At 63.3% G+C, this 21,431-nt stretch carries 23 protein-coding genes; 11 read left to right on the forward strand and 12 right to left on the reverse strand.

Translation table 11 applies throughout. From position 1 onward, the window contains the following. Nucleotides 1-39 precede the first annotated feature (39 nt). The 4 genes from KO539_RS07575 to KO539_RS07590 all read left to right on the forward strand — a co-directional run bounded on the left by KO539_RS07575 (nucleotide 40) and on the right by KO539_RS07590 (nucleotide 2,801). Complete coding sequence (locus KO539_RS07575) at nucleotides 40-468, forward strand: DUF962 domain-containing protein (RefSeq protein ID WP_219308183.1); 429 nt, start codon at nucleotides 40-42, stop codon at nucleotides 466-468. Nucleotides 469-605: 137 nt separating this feature from the next. Beyond that, a complete protein-coding gene (locus KO539_RS07580; RefSeq protein WP_035822363.1) occupies nucleotides 606-1,055 on the forward strand; it encodes a glycine zipper 2TM domain-containing protein in 450 nt (149 codons plus the stop codon). Between the two features lie 298 nt (nucleotides 1,056-1,353). Beyond that, nucleotides 1,354-2,298, forward strand: a complete 945-nt coding sequence (locus KO539_RS07585) for a DMT family transporter (RefSeq protein WP_219308185.1) — start codon at nucleotides 1,354-1,356, stop codon at nucleotides 2,296-2,298. Next, nucleotides 2,295-2,801, forward strand: a complete 507-nt coding sequence (locus KO539_RS07590; RefSeq protein WP_219308187.1) for a GNAT family N-acetyltransferase — start codon at nucleotides 2,295-2,297, stop codon at nucleotides 2,799-2,801. Before KO539_RS07585 ends, KO539_RS07590 begins: the two co-directional genes overlap by 4 nt. A gap of 207 nt (nucleotides 2,802-3,008) precedes the next feature. On the opposite strand, the gene KO539_RS07595 is transcribed toward KO539_RS07590, so the two are convergent. Further along, entirely contained in the window at nucleotides 3,009-3,350 is a 342-nt protein-coding gene (locus KO539_RS07595; protein WP_219308189.1) for a hypothetical protein, read from the reverse strand. A gap of 14 nt (nucleotides 3,351-3,364) precedes the next feature. Between KO539_RS07595 and KO539_RS07600 the strand changes: the two genes are divergently transcribed. Then, nucleotides 3,365-3,544 (forward strand): hypothetical protein, encoded by a 180-nt coding sequence (locus KO539_RS07600; RefSeq protein WP_034746290.1) that lies wholly within the window; start codon nucleotides 3,365-3,367, stop codon nucleotides 3,542-3,544. Between the two features lie 11 nt (nucleotides 3,545-3,555). Here KO539_RS07600 and KO539_RS07605 read toward each other — a convergent pair whose 3' ends face one another. The 8 genes from KO539_RS07605 to KO539_RS07640 all read right to left on the reverse strand — a co-directional run bounded on the left by KO539_RS07605 (nucleotide 3,556) and on the right by KO539_RS07640 (nucleotide 14,139). Continuing rightward, nucleotides 3,556-5,001, reverse strand: a complete 1,446-nt coding sequence (locus KO539_RS07605; RefSeq protein ID WP_257626201.1) for a glycine betaine ABC transporter substrate-binding protein — start codon at nucleotides 4,999-5,001, stop codon at nucleotides 3,556-3,558. Between the two features lie 69 nt (nucleotides 5,002-5,070). Further along, a complete protein-coding gene (gene hutI, locus KO539_RS07610; protein WP_219308191.1) occupies nucleotides 5,071-6,297 on the reverse strand; it encodes an imidazolonepropionase in 1,227 nt (408 codons plus the stop codon). A gap of 12 nt (nucleotides 6,298-6,309) precedes the next feature. After that, nucleotides 6,310-6,885, reverse strand: a complete 576-nt coding sequence (locus tag KO539_RS07615) for a HutD family protein (RefSeq protein WP_219308193.1) — start codon at nucleotides 6,883-6,885, stop codon at nucleotides 6,310-6,312. After that, on the reverse strand, nucleotides 6,885-8,261 hold the full coding sequence (locus tag KO539_RS07620; protein WP_219308195.1) for a formimidoylglutamate deiminase: 1,377 nt from the start codon (nucleotides 8,259-8,261) through the stop codon (nucleotides 6,885-6,887). The genes KO539_RS07615 and KO539_RS07620 overlap by 1 nt, the downstream gene beginning before the upstream one ends. Then, nucleotides 8,246-9,049 (reverse strand): N-formylglutamate deformylase, encoded by an 804-nt coding sequence (hutG, locus tag KO539_RS07625; RefSeq protein ID WP_219308197.1) that lies wholly within the window; start codon nucleotides 9,047-9,049, stop codon nucleotides 8,246-8,248. The genes KO539_RS07620 and hutG overlap by 16 nt, the downstream gene beginning before the upstream one ends. A gap of 20 nt (nucleotides 9,050-9,069) precedes the next feature. Continuing rightward, nucleotides 9,070-10,629 carry a histidine ammonia-lyase gene (gene hutH, locus KO539_RS07630; protein ID WP_219308202.1) on the reverse strand — a complete coding sequence of 520 codons (1,560 nt, stop codon included), beginning with the start codon at nucleotides 10,627-10,629 and terminating at the stop codon, nucleotides 9,070-9,072. Nucleotides 10,630-10,637: 8 nt separating this feature from the next. Beyond that, a complete protein-coding gene (gene hutU, locus KO539_RS07635) occupies nucleotides 10,638-12,347 on the reverse strand; it encodes a urocanate hydratase (RefSeq protein WP_219308204.1) in 1,710 nt (569 codons plus the stop codon). A gap of 118 nt (nucleotides 12,348-12,465) precedes the next feature. Further along, the gene (locus KO539_RS07640; protein WP_219308206.1) at nucleotides 12,466-14,139 is read right to left on the reverse strand and encodes an amidohydrolase; all 1,674 of its coding nucleotides are present in this window, start codon (nucleotides 14,137-14,139) and stop codon (nucleotides 12,466-12,468) included. Nucleotides 14,140-14,295: 156 nt separating this feature from the next. Between KO539_RS07640 and KO539_RS07645 the strand changes: the two genes are divergently transcribed. From KO539_RS07645 to KO539_RS07665, 5 genes are read left to right on the forward strand one after another with little or no spacing between them, the layout of a single operon-like run. Then, nucleotides 14,296-14,847, forward strand: a complete 552-nt coding sequence (locus tag KO539_RS07645; protein WP_219308208.1) for a hypothetical protein — start codon at nucleotides 14,296-14,298, stop codon at nucleotides 14,845-14,847. Between the two features lie 6 nt (nucleotides 14,848-14,853). Next, nucleotides 14,854-15,366: a Rhs element Vgr protein gene (locus tag KO539_RS07650; protein ID WP_219308210.1), complete on the forward strand. Its 513-nt coding sequence runs from the start codon at nucleotides 14,854-14,856 to the stop codon at nucleotides 15,364-15,366. Continuing rightward, nucleotides 15,284-15,817 carry a hypothetical protein gene (locus KO539_RS07655; protein ID WP_219308211.1) on the forward strand — a complete coding sequence of 178 codons (534 nt, stop codon included), beginning with the start codon at nucleotides 15,284-15,286 and terminating at the stop codon, nucleotides 15,815-15,817. Before KO539_RS07650 ends, KO539_RS07655 begins: the two co-directional genes overlap by 83 nt. A 7-nt stretch (nucleotides 15,818-15,824) precedes the next feature. After that, nucleotides 15,825-16,334 (forward strand): hypothetical protein, encoded by a 510-nt coding sequence (locus KO539_RS07660; RefSeq protein ID WP_219308213.1) that lies wholly within the window; start codon nucleotides 15,825-15,827, stop codon nucleotides 16,332-16,334. A 13-nt stretch (nucleotides 16,335-16,347) separates the two neighbouring features. Then, nucleotides 16,348-16,851 (forward strand): hypothetical protein, encoded by a 504-nt coding sequence (locus KO539_RS07665; RefSeq protein ID WP_219308215.1) that lies wholly within the window; start codon nucleotides 16,348-16,350, stop codon nucleotides 16,849-16,851. 42 nt (nucleotides 16,852-16,893) lie between these two features. On the opposite strand, the gene KO539_RS07670 is transcribed toward KO539_RS07665, so the two are convergent. From KO539_RS07670 to ada, 3 genes are all read right to left on the reverse strand, one after another. After that, a complete protein-coding gene (locus KO539_RS07670; protein ID WP_219308217.1) occupies nucleotides 16,894-18,567 on the reverse strand; it encodes a mechanosensitive ion channel family protein in 1,674 nt (557 codons plus the stop codon). A gap of 75 nt (nucleotides 18,568-18,642) precedes the next feature. Continuing rightward, complete coding sequence (locus KO539_RS07675) at nucleotides 18,643-19,272, reverse strand: 2OG-Fe(II) oxygenase (protein ID WP_219308671.1); 630 nt, start codon at nucleotides 19,270-19,272, stop codon at nucleotides 18,643-18,645. A 56-nt stretch (nucleotides 19,273-19,328) separates the two neighbouring features. Beyond that, nucleotides 19,329-20,384: a bifunctional DNA-binding transcriptional regulator/O6-methylguanine-DNA methyltransferase Ada gene (gene ada / locus KO539_RS07680; RefSeq protein WP_219308218.1), complete on the reverse strand. Its 1,056-nt coding sequence runs from the start codon at nucleotides 20,382-20,384 to the stop codon at nucleotides 19,329-19,331. Between the two features lie 181 nt (nucleotides 20,385-20,565). On the opposite strand from ada, the gene hutC reads away from it, so the two are divergent. Then, nucleotides 20,566-21,285, forward strand: a complete 720-nt coding sequence (gene hutC / locus KO539_RS07685) for a histidine utilization repressor (protein WP_176388179.1) — start codon at nucleotides 20,566-20,568, stop codon at nucleotides 21,283-21,285. Nucleotides 21,286-21,431 lie beyond the last annotated feature (146 nt).

Here is a 21,431-nt window from a genome sequence, read left to right on the forward strand (position 1 = left end):
AGAATTCCCGCACAACCCTGCCTACACAAGAGACCACCCATGCGCACCATCGATACCCTGCTGGCACAGTATGGCGAAAGCCACCGCAATCACGTCAATGAATGGGTGCACATCGTGTGTGTGCCGCTGATCGTTTTCAGCCTGCTGGGGCTGCTGTGGAGCGTGCATCCCAGCGTGGCGCTGCTCGGCAGTATTCTGGCCTTATACTATTATTACAAGCTGTCGCGCCCGTTTGCTGCGGGCATGCTGGCGATGCTGGCCGCCATGCTGGGCCTGCTGCTGCTCATGCCGGCGCTGACCATCCTGCCCGTGTCGCTGGCGCTGTTCGTGCTGGCCTGGATAGGCCAGTTCATCGGCCACCAGATCGAAGGCAAGAAACCGTCGTTCCTCGACGACTTGCGTTTTTTACTGGTGGGGCCGCTGTTCGTGCTGGGATTTTTATACCGGCGCCTGCGGCTGACGTATTGAGCGGCAAGCGCTTACGCGAAGTTGGTAACAGATTTTTACCATTCGTAACTAGTTATCTGAGGCAAGTGTCCTTATGATAAGTCACCATCTGCCGGTCGACGCAATCGGCAAGCAACTTTTGTCCAAGGGAGTCCCACATGAAAGCACCAATTATTGCAGTGGCATTGCTTGCCACCCTGGCCGGCTGCGCCGTACAACCGAACTCGGCAAATGTCTACAATGCGCGCCAGGCGCAGAATGAACAATCGGTTCGCATGGGTACGGTTGAATCCGTGCGCCAGGTAACCATTGACAAGGGTGAAACGGGCACGGGCGTGCTGGCTGGCGCGGCGCTGGGCGGTGTGGCCGGCTCGACTATCGGCGGCGGCAAAGGCGCCATCGCGGCCAGCATCCTCGGCGCCGTCGCCGGCGGCATGGCCGGCAAGAGCATCGAAGCGAATGCCTCGAACAAAGCCGGCCTGGAAATCACCGTGCGCCTGGACAATGGCGACATGCGCGCCATCGTGCAGGACGCCGACGAGCTGTTCCGCCCGGGCGAGCGCGTGCGCCTGCTGTCCGATGGCCGCAAGACCCGCGTCACGCATTGATCCGCTTGCCGGCGCATGCGCTCAGCCGAATGCGCCGGCAGCGAGCAAGGCGGAAGGGTGCAGCCAGATGGCAATCACAGCCGTCACGACGACATACACAAGCACGCTCCATACTTTGATCTGCAGTGAGGCTGGCATGGCGGTCCCCTTCAAAAATGCAATTCAGAAAATATTTACTTGATAATAAAGTAAATATTTTCATAAATTCAACATTTTCCAGAAGCACTGCGCTGGCTCAATGCCTGCCTGCGCATTTGCCAAACTCGACCGGAACGCGCGATGCCCGTATACTTGCGCGATGTCCTCTCCTCTCCTGTTCATTATTGCCTGCCTGATCTGGGGCTCCACCTTCTGGGCCATCACCTTGCAGCTGGGCGATGTCGCCCCCGCCGTTTCCGTGGTCTACCGCTTCGGCCTCGCGTCGGCCACCCTGTTTGCCTGGTGCGCCGTGCGCGGCGACCGCCTGCGCCTGCCCTGGCGCGCGCAAAAATGGATGCTGCTGCAGGGACTGGCCTCGTTCGCCCTCAGCTATGTGTGCACCTACAGTTCGGAGCAATACCTGGTCTCGGCCCTCGTCAGCGTGCTGTTTGCGCTGATGGTCTTCTGGACGCCGTTGCTCAACCGCATCGCCTTCGGCACACCGATCACCTGGAGCACCTGCTGCGCCGCATTCGTCGCCATCTGCGGCATCGTGCTGCTGTTTTACCAGTCCATCGGCGCGGCGCTGCAAGATATTCTGGGCGGCGGCAATGGTCATTTCCTGCTCGGCTTTATCCTGGCGCTGGTGGCAACCGTGTCGAGCACGGCAGGCAACGCCCTCGTCATGAAAGTGCGCGAACACTCCGGTAACGTGATGCTGACCATGGCCTGGACCATGCTGTGGGGCACCTTGATGGTGGCCGTCTGGGCCGTCGCCACGGGCCAGTCGTGGCAATTGCCCACGCGCCCCAGTTACTGGATGGGATTGGTGTACCTGGCCATCTTCGGTTCGGTGATCGCCTTCAGCGCCTATTTCACCTTAATCGCCCGCATCGGCACGCAAAAGACCGTGTACATCGGCGTCGTCACGCCCGTCATTTCCGTCCTGCTGTCGGTGCAGTTCGAACACTACCGGCCCGCCGCCATCGAATGGGTGGGCATGGTGCTGTGCCTGTCCAGCGTGGCCTGGGCCCTGACGTCGGGCGCACGCAAGACGAGTCCCATCGCTTCCCTTTCCACCACTCCATCAACAAAGGCAACATGAGCACCTCTTCCTCCCTCGCCATCCGTCCCGCGACCGCATCCGACGTGGCCGCCATCTTTGGCATGATCCACGAACTGGCCGTGTTTGAAAAACTCGAACACATGATGATCGCCAGGGAATCCATGCTGCACGACAGCCTGTTCGGCGCCCATCCCGCATGCGAAGCGCTGGTGGGCGAGGAAAATGGCGAAGTGGTGACTTTTGCCCTGTTCTTCCATAATTTTTCCACTTTCCTGTGCCGCAAGGGCTTGTACCTGGAAGACCTGTATGTGAAGCAATCGGTGCGCGGCAAGGGCTATGGCAAGCAGATGCTCGTGGCGCTGGCGCAACTGGCCGTCGAACGCGATTGCGGCCGCTTCGAATGGTCGGTGCTGGACTGGAATGAAAACGCGATCAATTTCTACAAGGGCATGGGCGCGGACGTGATGCCAGACTGGCGCATCTGCCGGGTCGCTGGAGATGCCTTGACGCAATTGTCGGCGGGTACGCCGATATCTGCATAAACCAATTGCCCAAAAAAATCCCCGCGGGCTAGCGGCACCGCGGGGTAGAACCCATTGTCAAGTGGGAGGGGGAGAATGCAATCAACGGTTATCAATATAAACGCTGTCGCTTGCGATAGCGCAGACCTTTACATTTGCTTACCGGGCCTTACATTTGACTTAAATCTGCTAACCAAGTTTCACCAAGTGTCGCTTGAATGACACTGATTATTTCCGTGGTTCAATCAATGTGCCGTGCAAGCCGATATGTTGTTGCGCAACCCCACTGCCACCCTGCGCATTTTTATAGATTTGGTACACTGTCAGGCAGGCGATGCAGCCAGCAACCACGGCAAAAATGACCATGCGACGCTCCTTGAATATGCTTGAAGGAATCAGGGCCCGCAGCGGCTGATGATGACCAGGCGAGCAGGGAAGATTCAGTGTGGCATCTTCGCCCTGGCGGGCATTGTGCAATGTCAAACACGCCAATTTGACGGGGTCATGGCATTTGATATGGCGCAAAGTGGCGGCATTCCGCTCACACAAAATGAACGCATCATTACGCACCTGGGAGCCACATCATGAATGTTTCTGCCAAACCGCTCGTCATGAAAATCTACCGCGCCTACCTGCGCTCCCGCCTGGAGCGTTACACGCGCGACTTGCAAGCCATCGCCGAACAGCGCGAGAACGACTTCCAGGCTGAACGCATCCTGCACCAGGCCGTCGTCTCGGTGCGCTCCAAACTGCACTCGCTGTAACCGTGATGCCGTCAGTGCTGCCGGCCGGCCACGGCCCAGCGCTCCACCAGCTCGAACAGACCTTGCGTCAGCAGGGCCAGCACGGCTGCGGGGATCGCGCCGGCCAGCAGCATGTCGTTGTCGTTCAGCGCCAGGCCGATGGTGATGCGTTCGCCATAACCACCCGCGCCGATGAAGGCGGCGATGGTGGCCGTGCCCACGCTCATCACGGCTGCCGTTTTCACGCCCGCCAGCATGACGGGCAAGGCCAGCGGCAAGTCCACGTGCAGCAAGCGGTCGCGCTTGTTCAAGCCCAGCGCCAGCGCCGCCATGCGCAAGCCTTGCGGCACCTGCAAGATGCCCGTGCACGTGTTGCGCACGATGGGCAGCAAGGCATACACGAATAGGGCCACCAGCGCCGGCACCGTGCCGATCATGCCCAGCACGGGGATCAATATCGCCAGCAGGGCCAGCGACGGCACCGTCTGCAGCACGCCGACGAAGGCCAGCACCGTTTGCCGCAGCGGCGCCGAAAATGCCGCCAGCACGCCCAGCGGAATGCCGATCACGCACGCCAATGCCACCGACAGCAGCACCAGGGTCAGATGCTGGCGCGTCAGGGTCCACAAATCGTCACCGATGATTTTATCGAGCAGCTTGCTGCGCGTGGCGCCCGGTTTGTTCGCCTGCGTGCCGGACGCCAGCCACTGGCGTGCCACGTAGGAAAAAGTCTTGCCATCGATTTCCACGGCAGCATTCATGGCGATCATGTCGCTCTCGCTGATACGCCCCTGCAAGCCTTGCAGCGCCAGCCAGGCGGCGGGAAAGCGCGGCGGCAAGTCGAGGCGGAACAAGAGCATGGCGTCGTAGCGGGGAAAGTACTGCTGCGTGTCGGCCAGCACGCGCAAGCCGTACTGGCGTATCTTCGCGTCCGTCGAATAGATGTCGATCACGTCCACCTGGCGCTGCGCCAATGCTTCATAGGCGATGCCGTGATCGAGTCCGCGCGGGCGCTGCGGCAAGCCATAGCGGGCGGCCAGGCCCGGCCAGCCATCGACCCTGCCGATGAATTCATGCGACAGGCCGAATGTCAGAGCCGGGTGCTGGGCCAGCTGCGCCAGGCTGGCAATGCCCGTTTCATCGCCGCGCATGGCCAGCGCATAGGTATTGTTAAAGCCCAGCGGCACGGCCACACCCAGGCCCAGCGCCGCCAGTTCGCGCCGCATCTGCGCCAGGTCGATGGCTTTGTCGTGCTTGAGGATTTCGCTGCCGATGGTGCCCATGTATTCGGCATACACGTCGATGCTGCCCGCCTGCAGCGCGGCCAGCACGATGGCCGTGTTGCCCAGGCCCTGGCGGTGCTGCGCCTGGACGTGCGGCGCGGCGCTCTGCTTGACGATTTCACCGAGGATGTACGATTCCGTAAAGCGCTTCGAACCCACCTTCAGGGTGCCGCCATCCATGGCAAGGGAGGACATGGGCGCGGCGGCAAAAACCAGCAACAACAACAGGTAAACAACACGCACGCGGCGCTCCAGGACGGATGATCAATCCGGCAAGCTTACCACCGGCGCGCGCCAGACACCGCCATGCACCACGCCCGCGCACGGGTTCAGGCCCAGCGCATACGCCAGGTCGGCCGGGCGCGCGATGCGCCACAGGGCAAAATCGGCGCGCTTGCCCACCGCAAGGCTGCCCGTTTCATGCTGCAAGCCCAGCGCGCGCGCCGCATGCAGCGTGCAGCCGGCCAGCGCTTCCTGCGGCGTCAAGCGCCACAAGGTGCACGCCATGTTCATCGCCAGCAGCAAGGACGTCATCGGCGACGTGCCCGGGTTGCAATCGGTGGACACGGCCATCGGCACGCCGGCCGCGCGCAACGCCGCCACCGGCGGCGGCTGCGTTTCGCGCAAAAAGTAATACGCGCCCGGCAGCAGCACGGCCACCGTGCCATGTTGCGCCATGGCGGCGATGCCCTCTTCCGACAGGAATTCCAGATGGTCGGCCGACAGGCCATCGTAACGGGCCACCAGGGCCGCGCCGCCCAGGTCCGACAGCTGCTCCGCATGCAATTTGACGGGCAGGTTCAAGGCGCGCGCCGCCGCGAACACCCTTTCGGTCTGCACCGGCGTAAAGCCGATGCGCTCGCAAAATGCGTCGACGGCGTCGACCAGTCCATCGCCCGCCAGCTGCGGCAGCATCTGCGCGCACAGCAGCTCGATATAAGCGTCGGCCTGGCCCGCATATTCGGGCGGCAGCGCGTGCGCGCCGAGGAAGGTGGTGCGTACGGACACGGGCAGCTCTTGCCCTATCCTGCGCGCCACGCGCAGCATCTTCGCCTCGCTGTCCGCGTCCAGGCCATAGCCGGACTTGATCTCCAGGGTGGTCACGCCCTCGGCCAGCAGCGCCAGCACGCGGGGCAGGCTTTGCCGCAGCAATTCGTCATCGCTGGCCGCGCGCGTGGCGCGCACGGTGGACATGATGCCGCCACCGGCGCGGCTGATGTCTTCATAGCTGGCGCCATTCAGGCGCGCCTCGAATTCGTCGCTGCGGTTGCCCGCGTGGACGATGTGCGTGTGGCAGTCGATCAGGCCGGGCGTCAGCCAGCAACCCTGGCCGTCGTGCAGCACCGCGCCGCTGCCCGGCAGCTCGTCGCCGGGGCCGAACCACGCGATGCGGCCATCCTTGACAGCGATGGCCGCGTCAAGCAATTCGCCATAGCCATGCTCCATCGTGGCCAGGTGGACGTTGTGGATGACCATATCCCAGTCTTGCATGGCTTTTCTCTCCTAGGTAAACAGGTCGACGCACAACACGGCCGAACGCTGCAAGGCGTCGAGCCGCCATTCCGACGCATCGTCGGCATCGAGCAGCAGCGCGTCATAACGGGCCAGCGCGAACTGCTGTTCCGCGCCGCGCGCCAGCACGTGGCCTTCGCCGGCGACAAACAGCAAGGTCGCCGCGCTGCGCCGCACCAGCCGGCACGGGGCCGTGATTTTTTCCAGCTGGTGGCGGCAGTGGTCGCGCCGCGTCATCACATTGAAATCCGTCGTCGTCCCCTTGACTTGCGCGGACACGACGGCCTCGCCGGGAAACCACAGCATCGGCTGCGCCGCGCTCAAGACCACCTTGCGCGCGCCGTCGAACGTCAGTTGCACGCTGTCGCCATCGACCAGCATCAGGCTGCGGTCGATGCCGGGAAAGCTGGAAAACGGTCCGCTGGCCGTGATCGTCGCCAGGCTGATACGCCAGTCGAAATCATCGAAGCCGGCGCCGGGGGGAGCAATGGCGATTTCCGTCGTGCTGCCGCCGCCGTTTTTCCACGGCGCGGCGCGCAGGCATTCCTGCGGGATGAAGGTCGCCATCAGAGCGCCCTCAGTTGCGCCAGGGTGCGCTTGTAGGCGGCGGCGATGGCGTCCTGCGCCACGTGGCGCCCATCGCGCACCTGCCACTGGCCGCCGCACAGCACGTCGCGCACCAGCTTGTCGTTGCCGCAGAAAAGTACGCTGCCCAGCACATCGGCGATGGCCACGCCGCACAGGTTCACATGCGCGTCGTCGAGCACCAGCAAGTCGGCGCGGCAGCCGGGCGCCAGGGCACCGAGCTTGCGCCCGGCCGCCTGCGCACCGCCCTGCAAGGCCGCCTGCCACAGGTAATCTCCCACGCGGCGTTCATCTGCCGTGGCGGCCACATTACGTTGCTGCCGTTGCAGGCGCTGGCCATATTCAAGCCAGCGCAATTCTTCCACCGGCGACTGCGACACGTGGCTGTCGCTGCCGACGCCAAAACGCCCGCCGGCGGCGATGAATTCGGCCAGCGGAAACAAGCCGTCGCCCAGGTTCGCTTCCGTCGTCGGACACAGGCCCGCCACGGCGCCGCTGGCCGCCATCAGCGCCACTTCATCGGGCTGCACATGCGTCGCATGCACGAGGCACCAGCGCGCATCGACGTCGATCTGATCGTACAAATACTGCACCGGGCGCCGGCCGCTGTAGTCCAGACACTGGCGCACCTCGCCCTGCTGCTCGGCGATGTGGATGTGGATGGGACGCTCCGCGGGCAGCGCTTGCGCCACTTCGCGAATCTGCGCCACGCCGGCCGCGCGCAGCGAGTGGGGCGCAAAGCCCACCTCCACCTGCCCGCCGCGCTGCGGCGCCAGCGCCTCGACGATGCGCAGCACGTCATCCGCATTGGTGCGAAAGCGCGCCTGTTCCTCTTTCAAAGCTTGCTCGCCAAAGCCCGCATGACTGTACAGCACGGGCAGCATGGTCATGCCGATGCCGCTGAGGCGCGCCGCGGCCAGCACCCGTTCGGCCGTTTCCGCAGGACGCGCATACAGCGCACCGGCCATATCGCGCTGCAGGTAGTGGAATTCGCACACGGCCGTGTAGCCATGGCGCAGGCATTCCGCAAACAGCTGGGCGGCGATGGTTTCCATCTGCTGCGGCGTGATGTGGCGCGCGAAACGGTACATCAGGTCGCGCCAGGTCCAGAAACTATCCGGCCCGTCACCGGCGACTTCCGTCATGCCGCCCAGCGCCCGCTGGAAGGCATGCGAATGCAGGTTGACCATGCCGGGCAAGACATACTCAAGCACTTCCACGCCGGGCGGCGGCGCGGCATTGTCGGTCACCGCCGTCAGATCGCCTGCCGCATCCCACTCCAGCAGCACGTCGCGGCGCCAGCCTTGCGGCAGCAGCGCATGGCGCGCGAACAGACAGCCGCTCAACGCGCCACCCATGCCACGGCCGCTGCCATCATCTGGCGCAGCAGCGGCTGCACCTGTGCCGCCAGGTCGGGACGGTAGCCGAATGGCGCCGCGTCATCCATGCCAGGTTCATTCATGTACAGGCACTGGCACATCTCCAGCTGGATCGCATGCACGCGGCCGGCCGGCTGGCCGTAATGGCGCGTGATGTGCCCGCCCTTGAAGCGGCCATTCAAGGCCACGGTAAATGCATCCTGCGCGCGCGCGACATCGACCACGGCGGACGTCAGGCCCCCATCGCAGCTGGCACCATCAGCCGTGCCGAAGTTCAGGTCGGGCAGCTTGCCCTCAAAAAAACGCGGCACGCGCGAGGCGATGGAATGGGCATCCCACAGCACCACGGCGCCATGCACGCGCAGCAGGCGGTCCAGTTCCGCGCGCAACTGCGCATGATACGGCGCCCAGTAGCGCCGCAGCCGGTGCTGTACGTCGGCCGCATCGGGCTCTTTGCCGGCCAGGTACAGCGGCTCGCGGTGAAACGTATCGTTGGGCAGCAAGCCCGTCGTATCCTGGCCCGGATACAGATTCGTGTCTTCCTGCGGGCGGTTCAAGTCGATGGTATAGCGCGACCAGCGCGCCGACAGCACGGACGCGTCCATCTCCTGCAAAAAGCCATACAGCTCGCGCAAATGCCAGTCCGTGTCGGCCTTGATCAGGGCCTGCGGCGTCATGCGCGCGGCGATATCGTCGGGTATGTCGGTGCCCACGTGGGGCATCGACACCAGCAGCGGGATGCTGCCTTCGTTGAAGCGGAAATCCATGCTTGTCTCCTTGCGCCCGCTCAAGCGTACAGCGGGGCGAACAAATTCTTGCACGTGCTGCTCAACTCACCCTGCAGCACCATCTGCTTGGCCGCTTCGATATCGGGCGCGAAGAAACGGTCGGCGTCGAAGAACGGCACTTTCTGGCGCAGCTGCTGGTGTACATGTTCGAGGTGCGGCGAGGTTTTCAGCGGACGGTGGAAATCGATGCCCTGCGCGGCGGCCAGCAGCTCGATACCGACGATGACCGCCGTGTTGTGCGCCATGTCGTCCAGGCGGCGCCCGGCAAACGTGGCCATGCTCACATGGTCTTCCTGGTTGGCGGACGTCGGCAGGCTGTCGACGCTGGCCGGATGCGCGAGCGACTTGTTTTCCGACGCCAGCGCGGCCGCCGTCACGTGGGCGATCATGAAGCCGGAATTGACGCCCGGGTCGCGCACGAGGAACGGTGGCAGGCCGGACAAGGTGGCGTCGATCAGCAGCGCGATGCGGCGCTCGGCCAGCGCGCCGATTTCAGCAATCGCCAGCGCCAGCGTGTCGGCGGCAAAAGCCACCGGCTCGGCGTGGAAATTACCGCCCGAGACGATTTCCGCCTGCCCGTTGGGACCATCCTGGAAGATCAGCGGATTGTCCGTGACGGCATTGGCTTCGATCAGCAAGGTGCGGCCGACGTTACCAATCAGATCCAGGCAGGCGCCCATGACTTGTGGCTGGCAGCGCAGGCTGTACGGGTCCTGCACGCGCTCGTCGCCTTCCAGGTGCGAGGCGCGAATCGCGCTGTGCGCCACCAGCTGGCGGTACATCTGCGCGGCCAGGATCTGCCCCGGCTGCCCGCGCACGGCATGCACGCGCGCGTCGAACGGCGAGTCGCTGCCCTTGGCCGCGTCGAGCGACAGCGCGCCCGTGACCATCGCCGCTTCCAGCAGGCGTTCTGCCATGAACAGGCCATGCAGCGCCAGCGCGTTCGACACTTGCGTGCCGTTGATCAGCGCCAAGCCCTCTTTCGCCGCCAGCACCACGGGGGCGATGCCCGCCTGCGCCAGCGCTTCGGGCGCCGCCATCAATTCACCGTTGACGCGCACGTCGCCCACGCCCAGCATGGCCAGGGTCATGTGCGACAGCGGCGCCAGGTCGCCCGAGGCGCCGACGGAACCCTTGGCGGGAATGGCCGGCATGATGCCCGCGTTGTACAGGGCGATCAGGGTGTCGACGATCAGCGGGCGCACGCCGGAATAGCCGCGCGCCAGGCTGCCGATCTTCATCAGCATGATCAGGCGCACGACGGCGTCCGACAGCAATTCTCCCGTGCCGACCGAGTGCGACAGGATCAGGTTGCGCTGCAATTGCTCGAGTTTTTCATCGGGGATGCGCGTCTTGGCCAGCAAGCCGAAGCCCGTGTTGATGCCATACGCCGCATCGCCCTTGGCGACGATGGCTTGCACGGCGGCGGCCGACGCCTCGATGACGGGATAGGCTTCGGCGGCGAGAATCAGTTTCGCGGGGGCGGCCCACACGGCGCGCAGGTCGCCCAGGGTCATCGCGCCCGGTTTCAGGGTCCAACTTTTGGAGTGCTGTGTCATGTTTGCTTTCACTTCGTATTAAGCATCGGCAGGTTCAGATTATTGCGCTTGGCGCAGGCGGCCGCTGTTTCGTAGCCGGCATCGGCATGGCGCATCACGCCCGAGCCGCTGTCGTTGACCAGCACTCTCGCCAGGCGTTTCGCCGCCGCTTCACTGCCGTCGGCCACGATAACCATGCCCGCATGCTGAGAATACCCCATTCCCACGCCGCCGCCATGGTGCAGCGAGACCCAGGTGGCGCCGCCGGCAGTGTTCAGCATGGCGTTGAGCAGCGGCCAGTCGGAGACGGCGTCCGTGCCATCCTTCATGCTTTCCGTTTCGCGGTTCGGGCTGGCGACGGAGCCCGTATCGAGGTGGTCGCGGCCGATGACGATGGGGGCCTTCAGTTCGCCCGTGCGCACCATCTCGTTGAAGGCCAGGCCGGCGATGTGGCGCTCGCCCAGTCCCAGCCAGCAGATGCGCGCCGGCAGGCCCTGGAAGGCGATGCGCTCGCGCGCCATGTCCAGCCAGTGGTGCACCTGCGTGTGGTGCGGGAACAGCTCCTTGATCTTCGCATCCGTTTTATAGATGTCTTCCGGATCGCCCGACAGGGCCACCCAGCGGAACGGGCCCCGTCCTTCGCAAAACTGCGGGCGGATATATGCGGGCACGAAGCCGGGGAAATCGAAGGCATTCTGCACGCCCTGGTCGAACGCCACCTGGCGGATGTTGTTGCCGTAATCGACGGTGTGCACGCCCATGGCGTGGAAATCGAGCATGGCTTGCACGTGGGCGGCGCAGGAATCGGCGGCGGCCACCGTCAGGCGCGCGTGGCGCTGCGGGTCTTGCTGCGCCGCCTTCCAGTCCGACACGCTCCAGCCGCGCGGCAGGTAGCCGTTGACCAGATCATGCGCGGAGGTCTGATCCGTCACCAGGTCGGGCACCAGGCCGCCCGCTTTCGCGCGGCGTACCAGTTCCGGCAGCACTTCGGCCGCGTTGCCCAGCAGGCCAATGGAGATCGCTTCCTTGCGTTCGGTGTGATATTTGACCAGCTCCAGGGCTTCATCCAGGCTGGCCGCCTGCTTGTCCAGGTAGCGCGTGCGCAGTCGGAAGTCGATACTGCTTTGCTGGCATTCGATATTGAGCGAGACGGCGCCCGCCATGGTGGCGGCCAGCGGCTGCGCGCCGCCCATGCCGCCCAGGCCCGCCGTCAGAATCCAGCGCCCGCCCCAGTCGCCGCCGAAATGCTGGCGGCCCGCTTCGGCAAAGGTTTCATACGTGCCCTGCACGATGCCCTGCGTGCCGATATAGATCCAGCTGCCGGCCGTCATCTGGCCGTACATGAACAAGCCTTGGCGATCGAGTTCGTTGAAGTGTTCCCAGTTGGCCCATTTCGGCACCAGGTTGGAGTTCGCGATCAGTACGCGCGGCGCATCCGCGTGGGTCTGGAACACGCCCACCGGCTTGCCGGACTGGATCAGCAAGGTCTGGTCGTCTTCCAGTTCGCGCAAGGAAGCGAGGATCTGGTCGAAACAGGCCCAGTTGCGGGCGGCGCGGCCGATGCCGCCGTAGACGACCAGGTGCTGCGGATTTTCCGCCACTTCCGGGTCCAGATTGTTTTGCAACATGCGGTAGGCCGCCTCGGCCTGCCAACTCTTGCAAGCCATGACCGTGCCGCGCGGGGCGCGGATGGTACGGCTGGCATCAAAGCGTGGATCGGTGTCCATTGTGCTGTTCATGCTGTCTCCTCGTAGGGTGCGAGCGGGCGTATCTAGCCCGATACGTGGCCCGCTCTTGTACTCCCAGCATAGGTTGTCTATACAACCAAGTCAACAGATTTTTACAAGCGAAAACAGTCTACTTTTTCTCGAACACGCGCTTGCCCGCCACCCACGTCTGCAGCACCTGCGTCTTGCCAATGGCGGCCGGCGCGACGGTGAACAGGTCCTGATCGACGACGATGAAGTCCGCCCATTTTCCCGCCTCCAGTGTGCCGATGACCTTTTCCTGGTGCGCTGCCCAGGCTGCGTCGAGGGTGAAGCAGCGCAGCGCCTCGGTGACCGTCATGGCTTGCTGGGGATACCAGCCGCCGGCCGGGAATCCTTCGCTGTTTTGCCGCGTGACGGCCGCGTGGATGCCTTCGAACGGGTTCGGCGACTCAATGGGGAAGTCCGATCCGCAGGCGATGCGCGAACCTTGCGCAAGGAAGGTGCGCCACGCATACGCGCCCTTGATGCGCTCGTGGCCCACGCGCTGCTCCGCCATGTTCTGGTCGGACGTGGCGTGCGTCGGCTGCATCGATGGCACGATGCCCAGCGCCTTGAAACGGGGGATGTCGCTCAGTTTCACCACCTGCGCATGCTCCATGCGGTGGCGCAAGCCCACGCTGCGGTATTGCGCGCTCAAGGCCTGGTAACCGTCGAGGATCTGATGATTGCCCGCGTCGCCGATGGCGTGCACGTTCACCTGATAGCCGGCGCGCATGGCTTTTTCCATCTTCGCGCGCATGGCGTCATCTTTGAAGAACAGCAGGCCGCGGGTTGAAGGATCGTCGCTGTACGGCGCCAGCAGGGCCGCGCCGCGGCTGCCCAGGGCGCCGTCGGACAGCAGTTTGACGGCGCGCAGGGCGTACATGTCGCGCGCATAGCTGGTCAAGGGTCCATTTTTTGACAGCGCGTCGAAGTCGTCCGTGGTGTCGGCGATCATGCCGTACACGCGCACCGTCAGCTTGCCGTGATCCGCATAGTCGCGGAACAGCCGGTCCTGCATCTGGCCGATGCCCGCATCGTGCACGCTGGTCAGGCCCACTTGCGACAGCTGCGCCAGCGCGCCATCGAGCGCGGCGCGGTTTTCCACGTCGCCCGGCTTGGGCAGCACGGCGTCCATCAAGTCCATGGCGTTATCGACCAGCACGCCGGTGGCGTTGCCGTCCGCGTCGCGTTCGATCTTGCCGCCGGCCGGATCTGGCGTGGCGCGCGTGATGCCGGCCAGCGCCAGCGCGCGGCTGTTGGCCCAGCCCGCGTGGCCATCGACCCGGCGCAGCCACACGGGCCGCGCGCTTTCCGCCGCATCGAGTTCCACGGCCGTGGGAAAGCGCCCCAGCTTCCAGATTTCCTGGTTCCAGCCATTGCCGACGATCCAGCTGCGTTCCGGATGCGCGCGCGCGAAGTCGCCCACGGCCTGCACGGCGGCCGGCAGCGAGGACGAACCGTACAGCATCACGCCGCTGGCAATCGTCCCCAGGCCGAACACGTGGCCATGCGCGTCGATCAGGCCAGGCAACACGGTTTTTCCCTGCACGTCGACGTGGCTCGCGCCCTTGGCCGCCTTGCGTTTCACTTGCGCGGCGCTGCCGACGGCGAGCAGTTTGCCCGCATCGTCAAAGGCCAGCGCCGTGAAGCGCACCACCTTGCCGGCAGCATTGAGCGTGTAGCCGTTGGCGTTGTCGATCACCGTGTCGGCATGCACGTGGCCAAGGGCGCCCAGGCAGGCGAGCGTTAGCAGGGTACGGCGCAAGGGCAGGGTCGGCATTTCCATCTCCAGGTCTTTTCGTGAATGAATGAAAAGACGAGTGTATAGAAATTGGCAAAATGGTCAATCAGGCAGACACAGGCGCGCATGCCTTGCGCCCAGTCAATACCTCCCCGCCGCCGCGGTCCTACGCTGGCGTTTTGTCGCGGAGCTCCCATGGCCAGGCACCATGTCATCAGCACCACCGCGTGCGACGTGTTCTTCAAACTCGTGGCCCACCAGAAGAAAAGCCTGGGCGCGCGCTTCGACAGCATGATCGTCACCTTCAGCGCCGACGGCCAGCCCGTGCTGGGCGCCACCCTGCGCAACGCGACAAGCGGCTGCGAACTGCACCGCCTGGCCGGCCAGCCCGACGAGTGCTGGTGCTGCGGCTATGACGAGCAGCTGGAATTCGTCTCGCTAAACAAGGTGCCGCTGGCGCACGCCGACTACCGGCTCACCTTGAGCAATGGCGAAACGTGGACGGGGACGATGGATGCGAAGGGGCGCACGGGGCGAATTACCAGCAAGCGGGAGGAACAGATTACCCAGGCCGAATTCCTGCCGCACGCGGATAAATCGCCATGCTGCGCCGCCGCGCCAAAACACGCTGCGCCTACCATCAAGGTCGTCCAGTTGGAAAGCATCAAGACGACCAACAAGGACGTCGGTTCATCCGTCAAACAGGTCAAAGTCAAGAACAAGGTTCGCCCGCTAACCAAGGGATAGATCGACATGGCGTGGATGCTGTTCCAGGATGCGATCAACTACGGCAAGGTCAAGGTGCATGGCGAGCCGTATCTATGGTTCGGCTTGCAGCCGAAGAACGTGGCCATGACGCCGGATGGGGCGATTTATTTTCATGAGTCGGAATTCCGAGAGGACTTCTCAAAGGAGAAACCAAGGCCAAAAAACTGGTTCATGCATGAAATGGTGCATGTTTGGCAGCATCAATTGAATTATCCAGTAGCGATACGGGGACTTGTCAGGCTAGGTTTGGATTACAAGTATGTACTACTTCCGAAGAAAAAATTATCGGATTACAACATGGAAGCACAAGGTGACCTGCTCGCCGACTATCACACACTGAAGTATTTAAAAAAACCAAATGCAATGCGGCAACCGGAATATCAAAACTCGATAGAGCTCTATGAAGAGGTATTACATGACTTTTTTAAAGATAGGAAAAGCAAGACGAATCTGCCTGGCCGCAACTCTGAACATGAGCCTTTGTTTGACATACCATAACGCTTTCGGCATGTCCCGCATGGCATACGCGGAAGTACTGCTAAAAAATGGCACTCCTTGTTTCACCATTTCGCAAAAAGAAGAAGCGCGCAACGGGCTTCCTCGGATTAGTGCGATCGTACTGACAGATGTATCCGTTAAGCCTGCAGTAGAAGTATGGTCTTTTCTCTTACCGGGCGCAGCGACTATTCCTGTGTATGCCAAGTCCTGCCTGCCATATGGGGTTGCTCCAGCAACGGCAGAGGTCAAGCCACCCAAAGCGCCGCCGCTGAAAACGGGACGGATGTATGACGTCTTCCTGAACGGTGGGCCAGCCGATCCATCGGACCCTACTCGCGGTTACGTGGGCAAGTTTTGCTTAATCAGCGGCATCTCTGGAGAGCGCAAGATTCTTCGTATCGACAGCGATAGCCAAGCCTGGATAGACGAAATCTGTCCCGTTCAGAAATAGGGAAAACATGATGTCCTTGCAGCAGAATGCCCTGTTCATACTGCTCATGTCCCTCGGCCTGCATGCCTGTGCAACATCACGCATCGCCGATGCTGAAATCAGTTCAGTGAATGGCACACCCTGCTTCACCATCTCGCAGACGGAAGAAAAACGTAACGGTCAGCCACTTCTGGGAGCACTCAGTATTTCAGACCTGTCAGTAAAACCCGCTACAAAAGTGTGGAGCTTTGTGATGAGCGGAGGAAGAAAAGTTCCGCTTTCATCAAAAATCTGTCTTCTCTATGGCGACATACCACAGGGCGCAAATGGCATGCCTGCCCCTGAACTGCAAACAGGACGAGTTTACAGCTTCTTCTTGAATGGGCGTCCAGATGATCCTTCCGACCCGACCTATGGCTATAGAGGGAAATTCTGTATCGTTGCCACGTCCATTGGTGAACGAAAAATCATCGCCATTGGCAGCGACACGCCAGCGTGGAGACAGGGTAGTTGCCCAGAGCATTCGCTCATCAGATAGTGCAAGGATCGCCATGCCATATCGTTACACACTGTTATTCCTGCTTGCCGCGCTGGCGACTATCGATGCCTCGGCATGGTCGCGCATGGGCCGCGCCGCCGTCATCACGGAAGCGGGCCTTCCCTGCTTCCAGATTGCCAATGAAGAGGAAAGATCAAGAGGCCCTGTCAGCCTGAAGATGCTGACGATCAGCACACCTGGGCCGAATGGCTGGAAAGATGTATGGACGGTGATGTTTCCCAATGCCTCGTTTGGCGATCCCACGTATCGGCTGCCAAACAGGGGATGCGTGCGCTACGGCAAGGCTCCTGATGGGGCCGAGAGCAGCGAAGCAGCGCCACTGATTGCGGGAAAAGTGTATGGCGTATCCTTCCTCGGACGGCCGCCATCCGCATCCGATCCCACTTCGCGCTACTCGGCAGATTTTTGCCTGCTCACAGCCCCCGCCGGGGGCTTCCTAGTGGTTCAGCTGACAAAAGGCAAGAATACCTGCGCGCCCGAGGAAAAACCAAGATAGCACGTGTGATTTCCCGCATCACGGACAGGACACTCCTCGCGCTCAAGACTTGGGCGGAACCACGTCGAACGATTCCTCCCCCCGCTTCGCCGGCGCCCTGAACCATTCCTCCGGCGGCACCACCTGCGATTCTTTCGGATCATCGATGTAGTGCGGCGAGGTGATCTGCACGTCGAACTCGTTGAAGACGTCGATGATATTCTGGTGCAAGCGGTTCAGCACTTCGGCGCGCTGGCGGGGGACTTCGGCGCTGGCGTAGGCGACCAGGCGGTATTGCACGTAGTAATCCTGCAGGGCCAGCTGCATCACGTACGGTTTTGGCGTGGTCGACAGTTCCGGCGTGCGCGAGGCGGCCAGTTCCAGCATGGCGTGCACTTGCCGCCATGGCGTGGCGTAGCCGATGGTGACGGTGGAGTCGAGCACGAAACCGCCGCCGGGCTGGGCGCGCGAATAGTTCTTTGTCGTTTGCGACATCACCCACGCGTTCGGCAAGGCGACCTCTTCGCCCAGGCCCGTGCGCAGGCGCGTCTCGAACATGCCCACGTCGACCACGGTACCCTCGCTGTCGCCCACGCGCACATATTCTCCCTTGCGCAGGGCGCGCGTGTACATGAGGATCAGGCCGCTGGCGCCCTGGCCCACGATGCTCGACGCGCCGATCGATACCATCAGGCCCACCAGCACGGACAGGCCCTGGAAGGCGGCCGTGTGCGAGCCCGGCAAATACGGGTACGCCATGGCCAGCGCGAACAGCCAGATCACCACGCTGGCGATGCGGCGCGTCGGCAGGGCCGTGTCCTTGTCGAGCCAGCCGATTTGCAATTCGCCGCTTTCCACGCGCTTGAACAGCGAGGCGGCCGTGGCCGCGATCAGGCGCGCGATGGCGAAGATGACGCACACAAGCACCAGTCCCGGCAAGGCGCCGATGATGGCGTGGAAGACATCGGCCGCCACGTCGAACAGATAACCGCTCAGGCTTTCGCCCCAGGAACGTGTGTAGGGCAGTCGGCCCAGCACGAAGGCGGCCCACAGATACGTAGCCATCAGGCGCAAGCCCCACAGCACGGCGCTCAGCAGTTGATAGGCGAAGGCGATGTAGTGCTCGGCATCGAGCACGCGCACGTTTTTCAGGCGCACGTCGCGCAGGCGCGAGGCCAGCAGGATGCCGCTGCGGCGCTTGGCCCAGCGGTAAAAGCGCGTCAAGCCCAGCCACACCAGCCAGAACACGAGGGTGGCGGCAGCGCACACGGCTGCGGCGATCGCCAGGTAGCGCCAGCTGCTCTGCTCGCGATAGTCGAGTACGGCCTTGCTCAACTCGCCGGCCGCCGTTTTCGCCACGCTTTCCGTCGTGTCGCCGGCCAACTGGTTGACGTCGCCAGGCACGACGACGAACAGTTGCACGCCATCGAGCAGCACTTGCGTGCCTTCGGGAATCATGCGCGTGCTCGTCTGCAGGGGGCCATTCTTCGCCAGCACGCCTTCCAGGCGGCGCTGCGCGCCAACGGCGCGTTCATCGGGCGGATAGCCGGCCAGCGCGGCGCGGAAGACGAAGACCTTGCGGTTGGCAAACATCAGCGGCGCCGTCCTGGCCGCAAGCTGCGACGGCACCACGGCGGATGCGGCCTCCGCAACGAGCGCGGGCACGCCCTCGTCCGCATGGGCTGCGGGCAGCAAAAACATGGTCAACAGGCATAGCAGGCGGAGCAACGCGGACATGGCAGAAATGAAAGAGTGACAAGGAGCAGCCATCATGCCATGTAATCCTGGAAACTCAAGCGCCGCAACTACCGTTCAGCTCGCATCATGAAAAATGATGCCCAGGGTATGACGCAAGCCCGAACGCAAACGCGACACGCCATGGCGCATGTTCACGCGGTAACTGCCGCGCGTGCCATTCACGGGGCGTAGCGCGACGGGAAAGAGGACGGCGTCGCCCTGCGCCAGCGGCACCACTTCGGCGCGCGACTGCATGCGCGGGCGCTGCTCCGTCAGCACGAACTCGCCGCCCGAGAAATCGTCTTGCGGGCGCGACAGCAGCACGGCCAGTTGCAGCGGAAACACGTGCTCGCCATACAGGTCCTGATGCAGGCAGTTGTAGTCACCCTCGCGGTAGCGCAACAGCAGGGGCGTGGGCCGGTTTTGCCCGGCAGCATGGCAGCGCGCGAGGAAATCGGCGTGACTGGACGGAAAGCGGCTAGCGAGGCCCATGGCGGCGTGCCAGCGGTTGGCGATGACCGCCAAGGGGGAATACAAGCCCATGCGCAACGCGGCCACCAGGTCAGGCAGCGGATGGGCGAAATACTGGTATTCGCCCTGTCCAAAGCCATGGCGCTGCATCACTACCTTGCTGCGAAAGCGCGACGCGTCGTCATACTGCGCCGCCAGCGCCACGCAGGCATCCGCATCCAACAAGCCCGGCATGACGGCGCAGCCGTATTGATTGAGATCATCCTCGATCTGCCGCCAATCCAGCGCCCTCACCGTTCGCCCTCGCGTTCCAGCAGCGCCTGCTTGCGTTCCACGCCCCAGCGGTAGCCGGGCAGCGCGCCATCGTTGCGCACCACGCGGTGGCAGGGAATGGCGACGGCCAGCGCATTGGCCGCGCAGGCACCGGCCACGGCCCGCGCGCCTTGCGGGGCGCCGATGCGCCGGGCCAGCTCGGCATAGCTGACGGTGCTGCCGGCGGGAATCTCGCGCAAAGCTTGCCACACGCGCTGCTGGAACACCGTGCCACGCACGTCGAGCGGCAAGTCCAGGCCGATAGCGGGCGCCTCGACCAGGCCGACCACTTGCGCCACCGTCTGTTCATACTCGAGCTCCGCACCGCGCAGCTCGGCTTGCGGAAAACGGTCCTGCAAGTCGCGCAGCAGCACTTCCGGATCGTCATCGATCAGAATCGCGCAAATGCCCTTGTCCGTGCTGGCCACGAGGATGGCGCCCAGCGAGCAGGCGCCGATGGCAAAGCGGATCACGGCGCCGCTGCCGCCGGCGCGAAAGGCGCCAGGCGTCATGCCCAGCAAGCCCGGCGTGGCGGCATACAGGCGGCCGCTGGAATTGAAGCCGGCCGCATACAAGGTTTCCGTGACATTCGCTTCGCCCTGCAAGCCGGCCTTCAGGCGTTCGCCGCGCCGCGCCGCCGCGTACGCTTTCGGCGTGATGCCCGTGTGCGCCTTGAAGACGCGATGGAAGTGAAAGCGGCTCATGCCGGCAGCCTGCGCCAACGAGTCCAGGTCGGGCAGCTCGTCGCTGGCGTCGATCAGCCGGCAGATGTCGGCCACGATGGCCGCCTGGCGCTGGGCCAGCGGCGGCAAGTTCGGCTTGCAGCGCAGGCAAGGGCGAAAGCCGGCCGCCTCCGCCTGCTCGCAACTGGCGTGGAAAGCCACGTTGCGGCGCAAGGCGGGACGCGCGGCGCAGGAAGGGCGGCAATACACACCCGTCGTGCGTACCGAGTAATAAAAGACGCCGTCGGCGTCGGGCGCGCGCCGCTGCAGGGCATCCCAGCGCTCATCATCGGTGGTGTAAGAGTGATCCATGTCGGACTCCGTGCTTGTCATTGGCAAGTAGCCAGCATAGCCAGCGCTGGCCGGCGCCACACTCCGGCGCTTGCTTTTGAATTCAAAAAAAGGCTGGCGGCAGCCATCGTGCTCGGTGCTAAAATCGGCCATCGCGCCTCCAGCCGGCGGCGCGCCCTGCCCGTGCTCCGGAGAAACCGCATTGGACGACCACACTACACAAGAAAATACGCCCATTTTCCAGCGCATCAAGGATTTTCTGCTGGCCGGCATCGCCGCCGGGCGCTGGAAGGAAGGCGACGTGATTCCCTCCGAGCAAGCACTGGTAAAACAATTCGGCGTTTCGCGCATGACGGTCAACCGCGCCGTGCGCGAACTGACCAGCGAGCAAATACTGACGCGGCGCCAGGGTTCGGGCACTTATGTGGCGCAGCAAAAATACCAGGCGACCTTGTTGGAAATCAAGAGTATCGCCGATGAAGTGCGGACGCGCGGACATATCCATCGCAGCAGCTTGCAATTGCTGGAACGCACCAAGGCGTCCGATTTGCTGGCCAAGCAATTCGGCCTGCCGCCGGAACACCCGCTGTTTCATTCGCTGATCGTGCATTTTGAAAACGGCGTGCCGATCCAGGTGGAAGACCGCTGGGTCAATCCCGAATGCGCGCCCGACTACATGACGCAGGATTTTTCCAGCATCACGCCAAACGAATACCTGATGGCAGCCGCCCCCCTGCAAGGCGCCACCTACAGCATCGAAGCGCTGTCGGCGCCGCGCGACATCGCCGAAATGCTGGCCATCGACACCAAGCAGCCTTGCCTGGTGCTGCGCCGCCAGACGCGTTCAGGCGGCAAGATCGCCTCGACCGCCACCATGTGGCATCCCGGACACCGCTATCAGTTTGCCGGCAGTTTCACCTAAGAACACCTGGAAAAACCTACTGCGCGTCGCGCTTTGCGGCCTGTGATGCTCACCGTGCTCAAGCACGGTTGCGCTTCTCGTCCACAAATCGCTGCCGCTCGCTACGGTTTTATCAGGTGTTCTACAGATCGCTGATTCCGTAGCAC

This window comes from Janthinobacterium sp. NKUCC06_STL, assembly GCF_019345455.1.
GTDB classification, from domain to species: Bacteria; Pseudomonadota; Gammaproteobacteria; order Burkholderiales; family Burkholderiaceae_D; genus Janthinobacterium; species Janthinobacterium rivuli.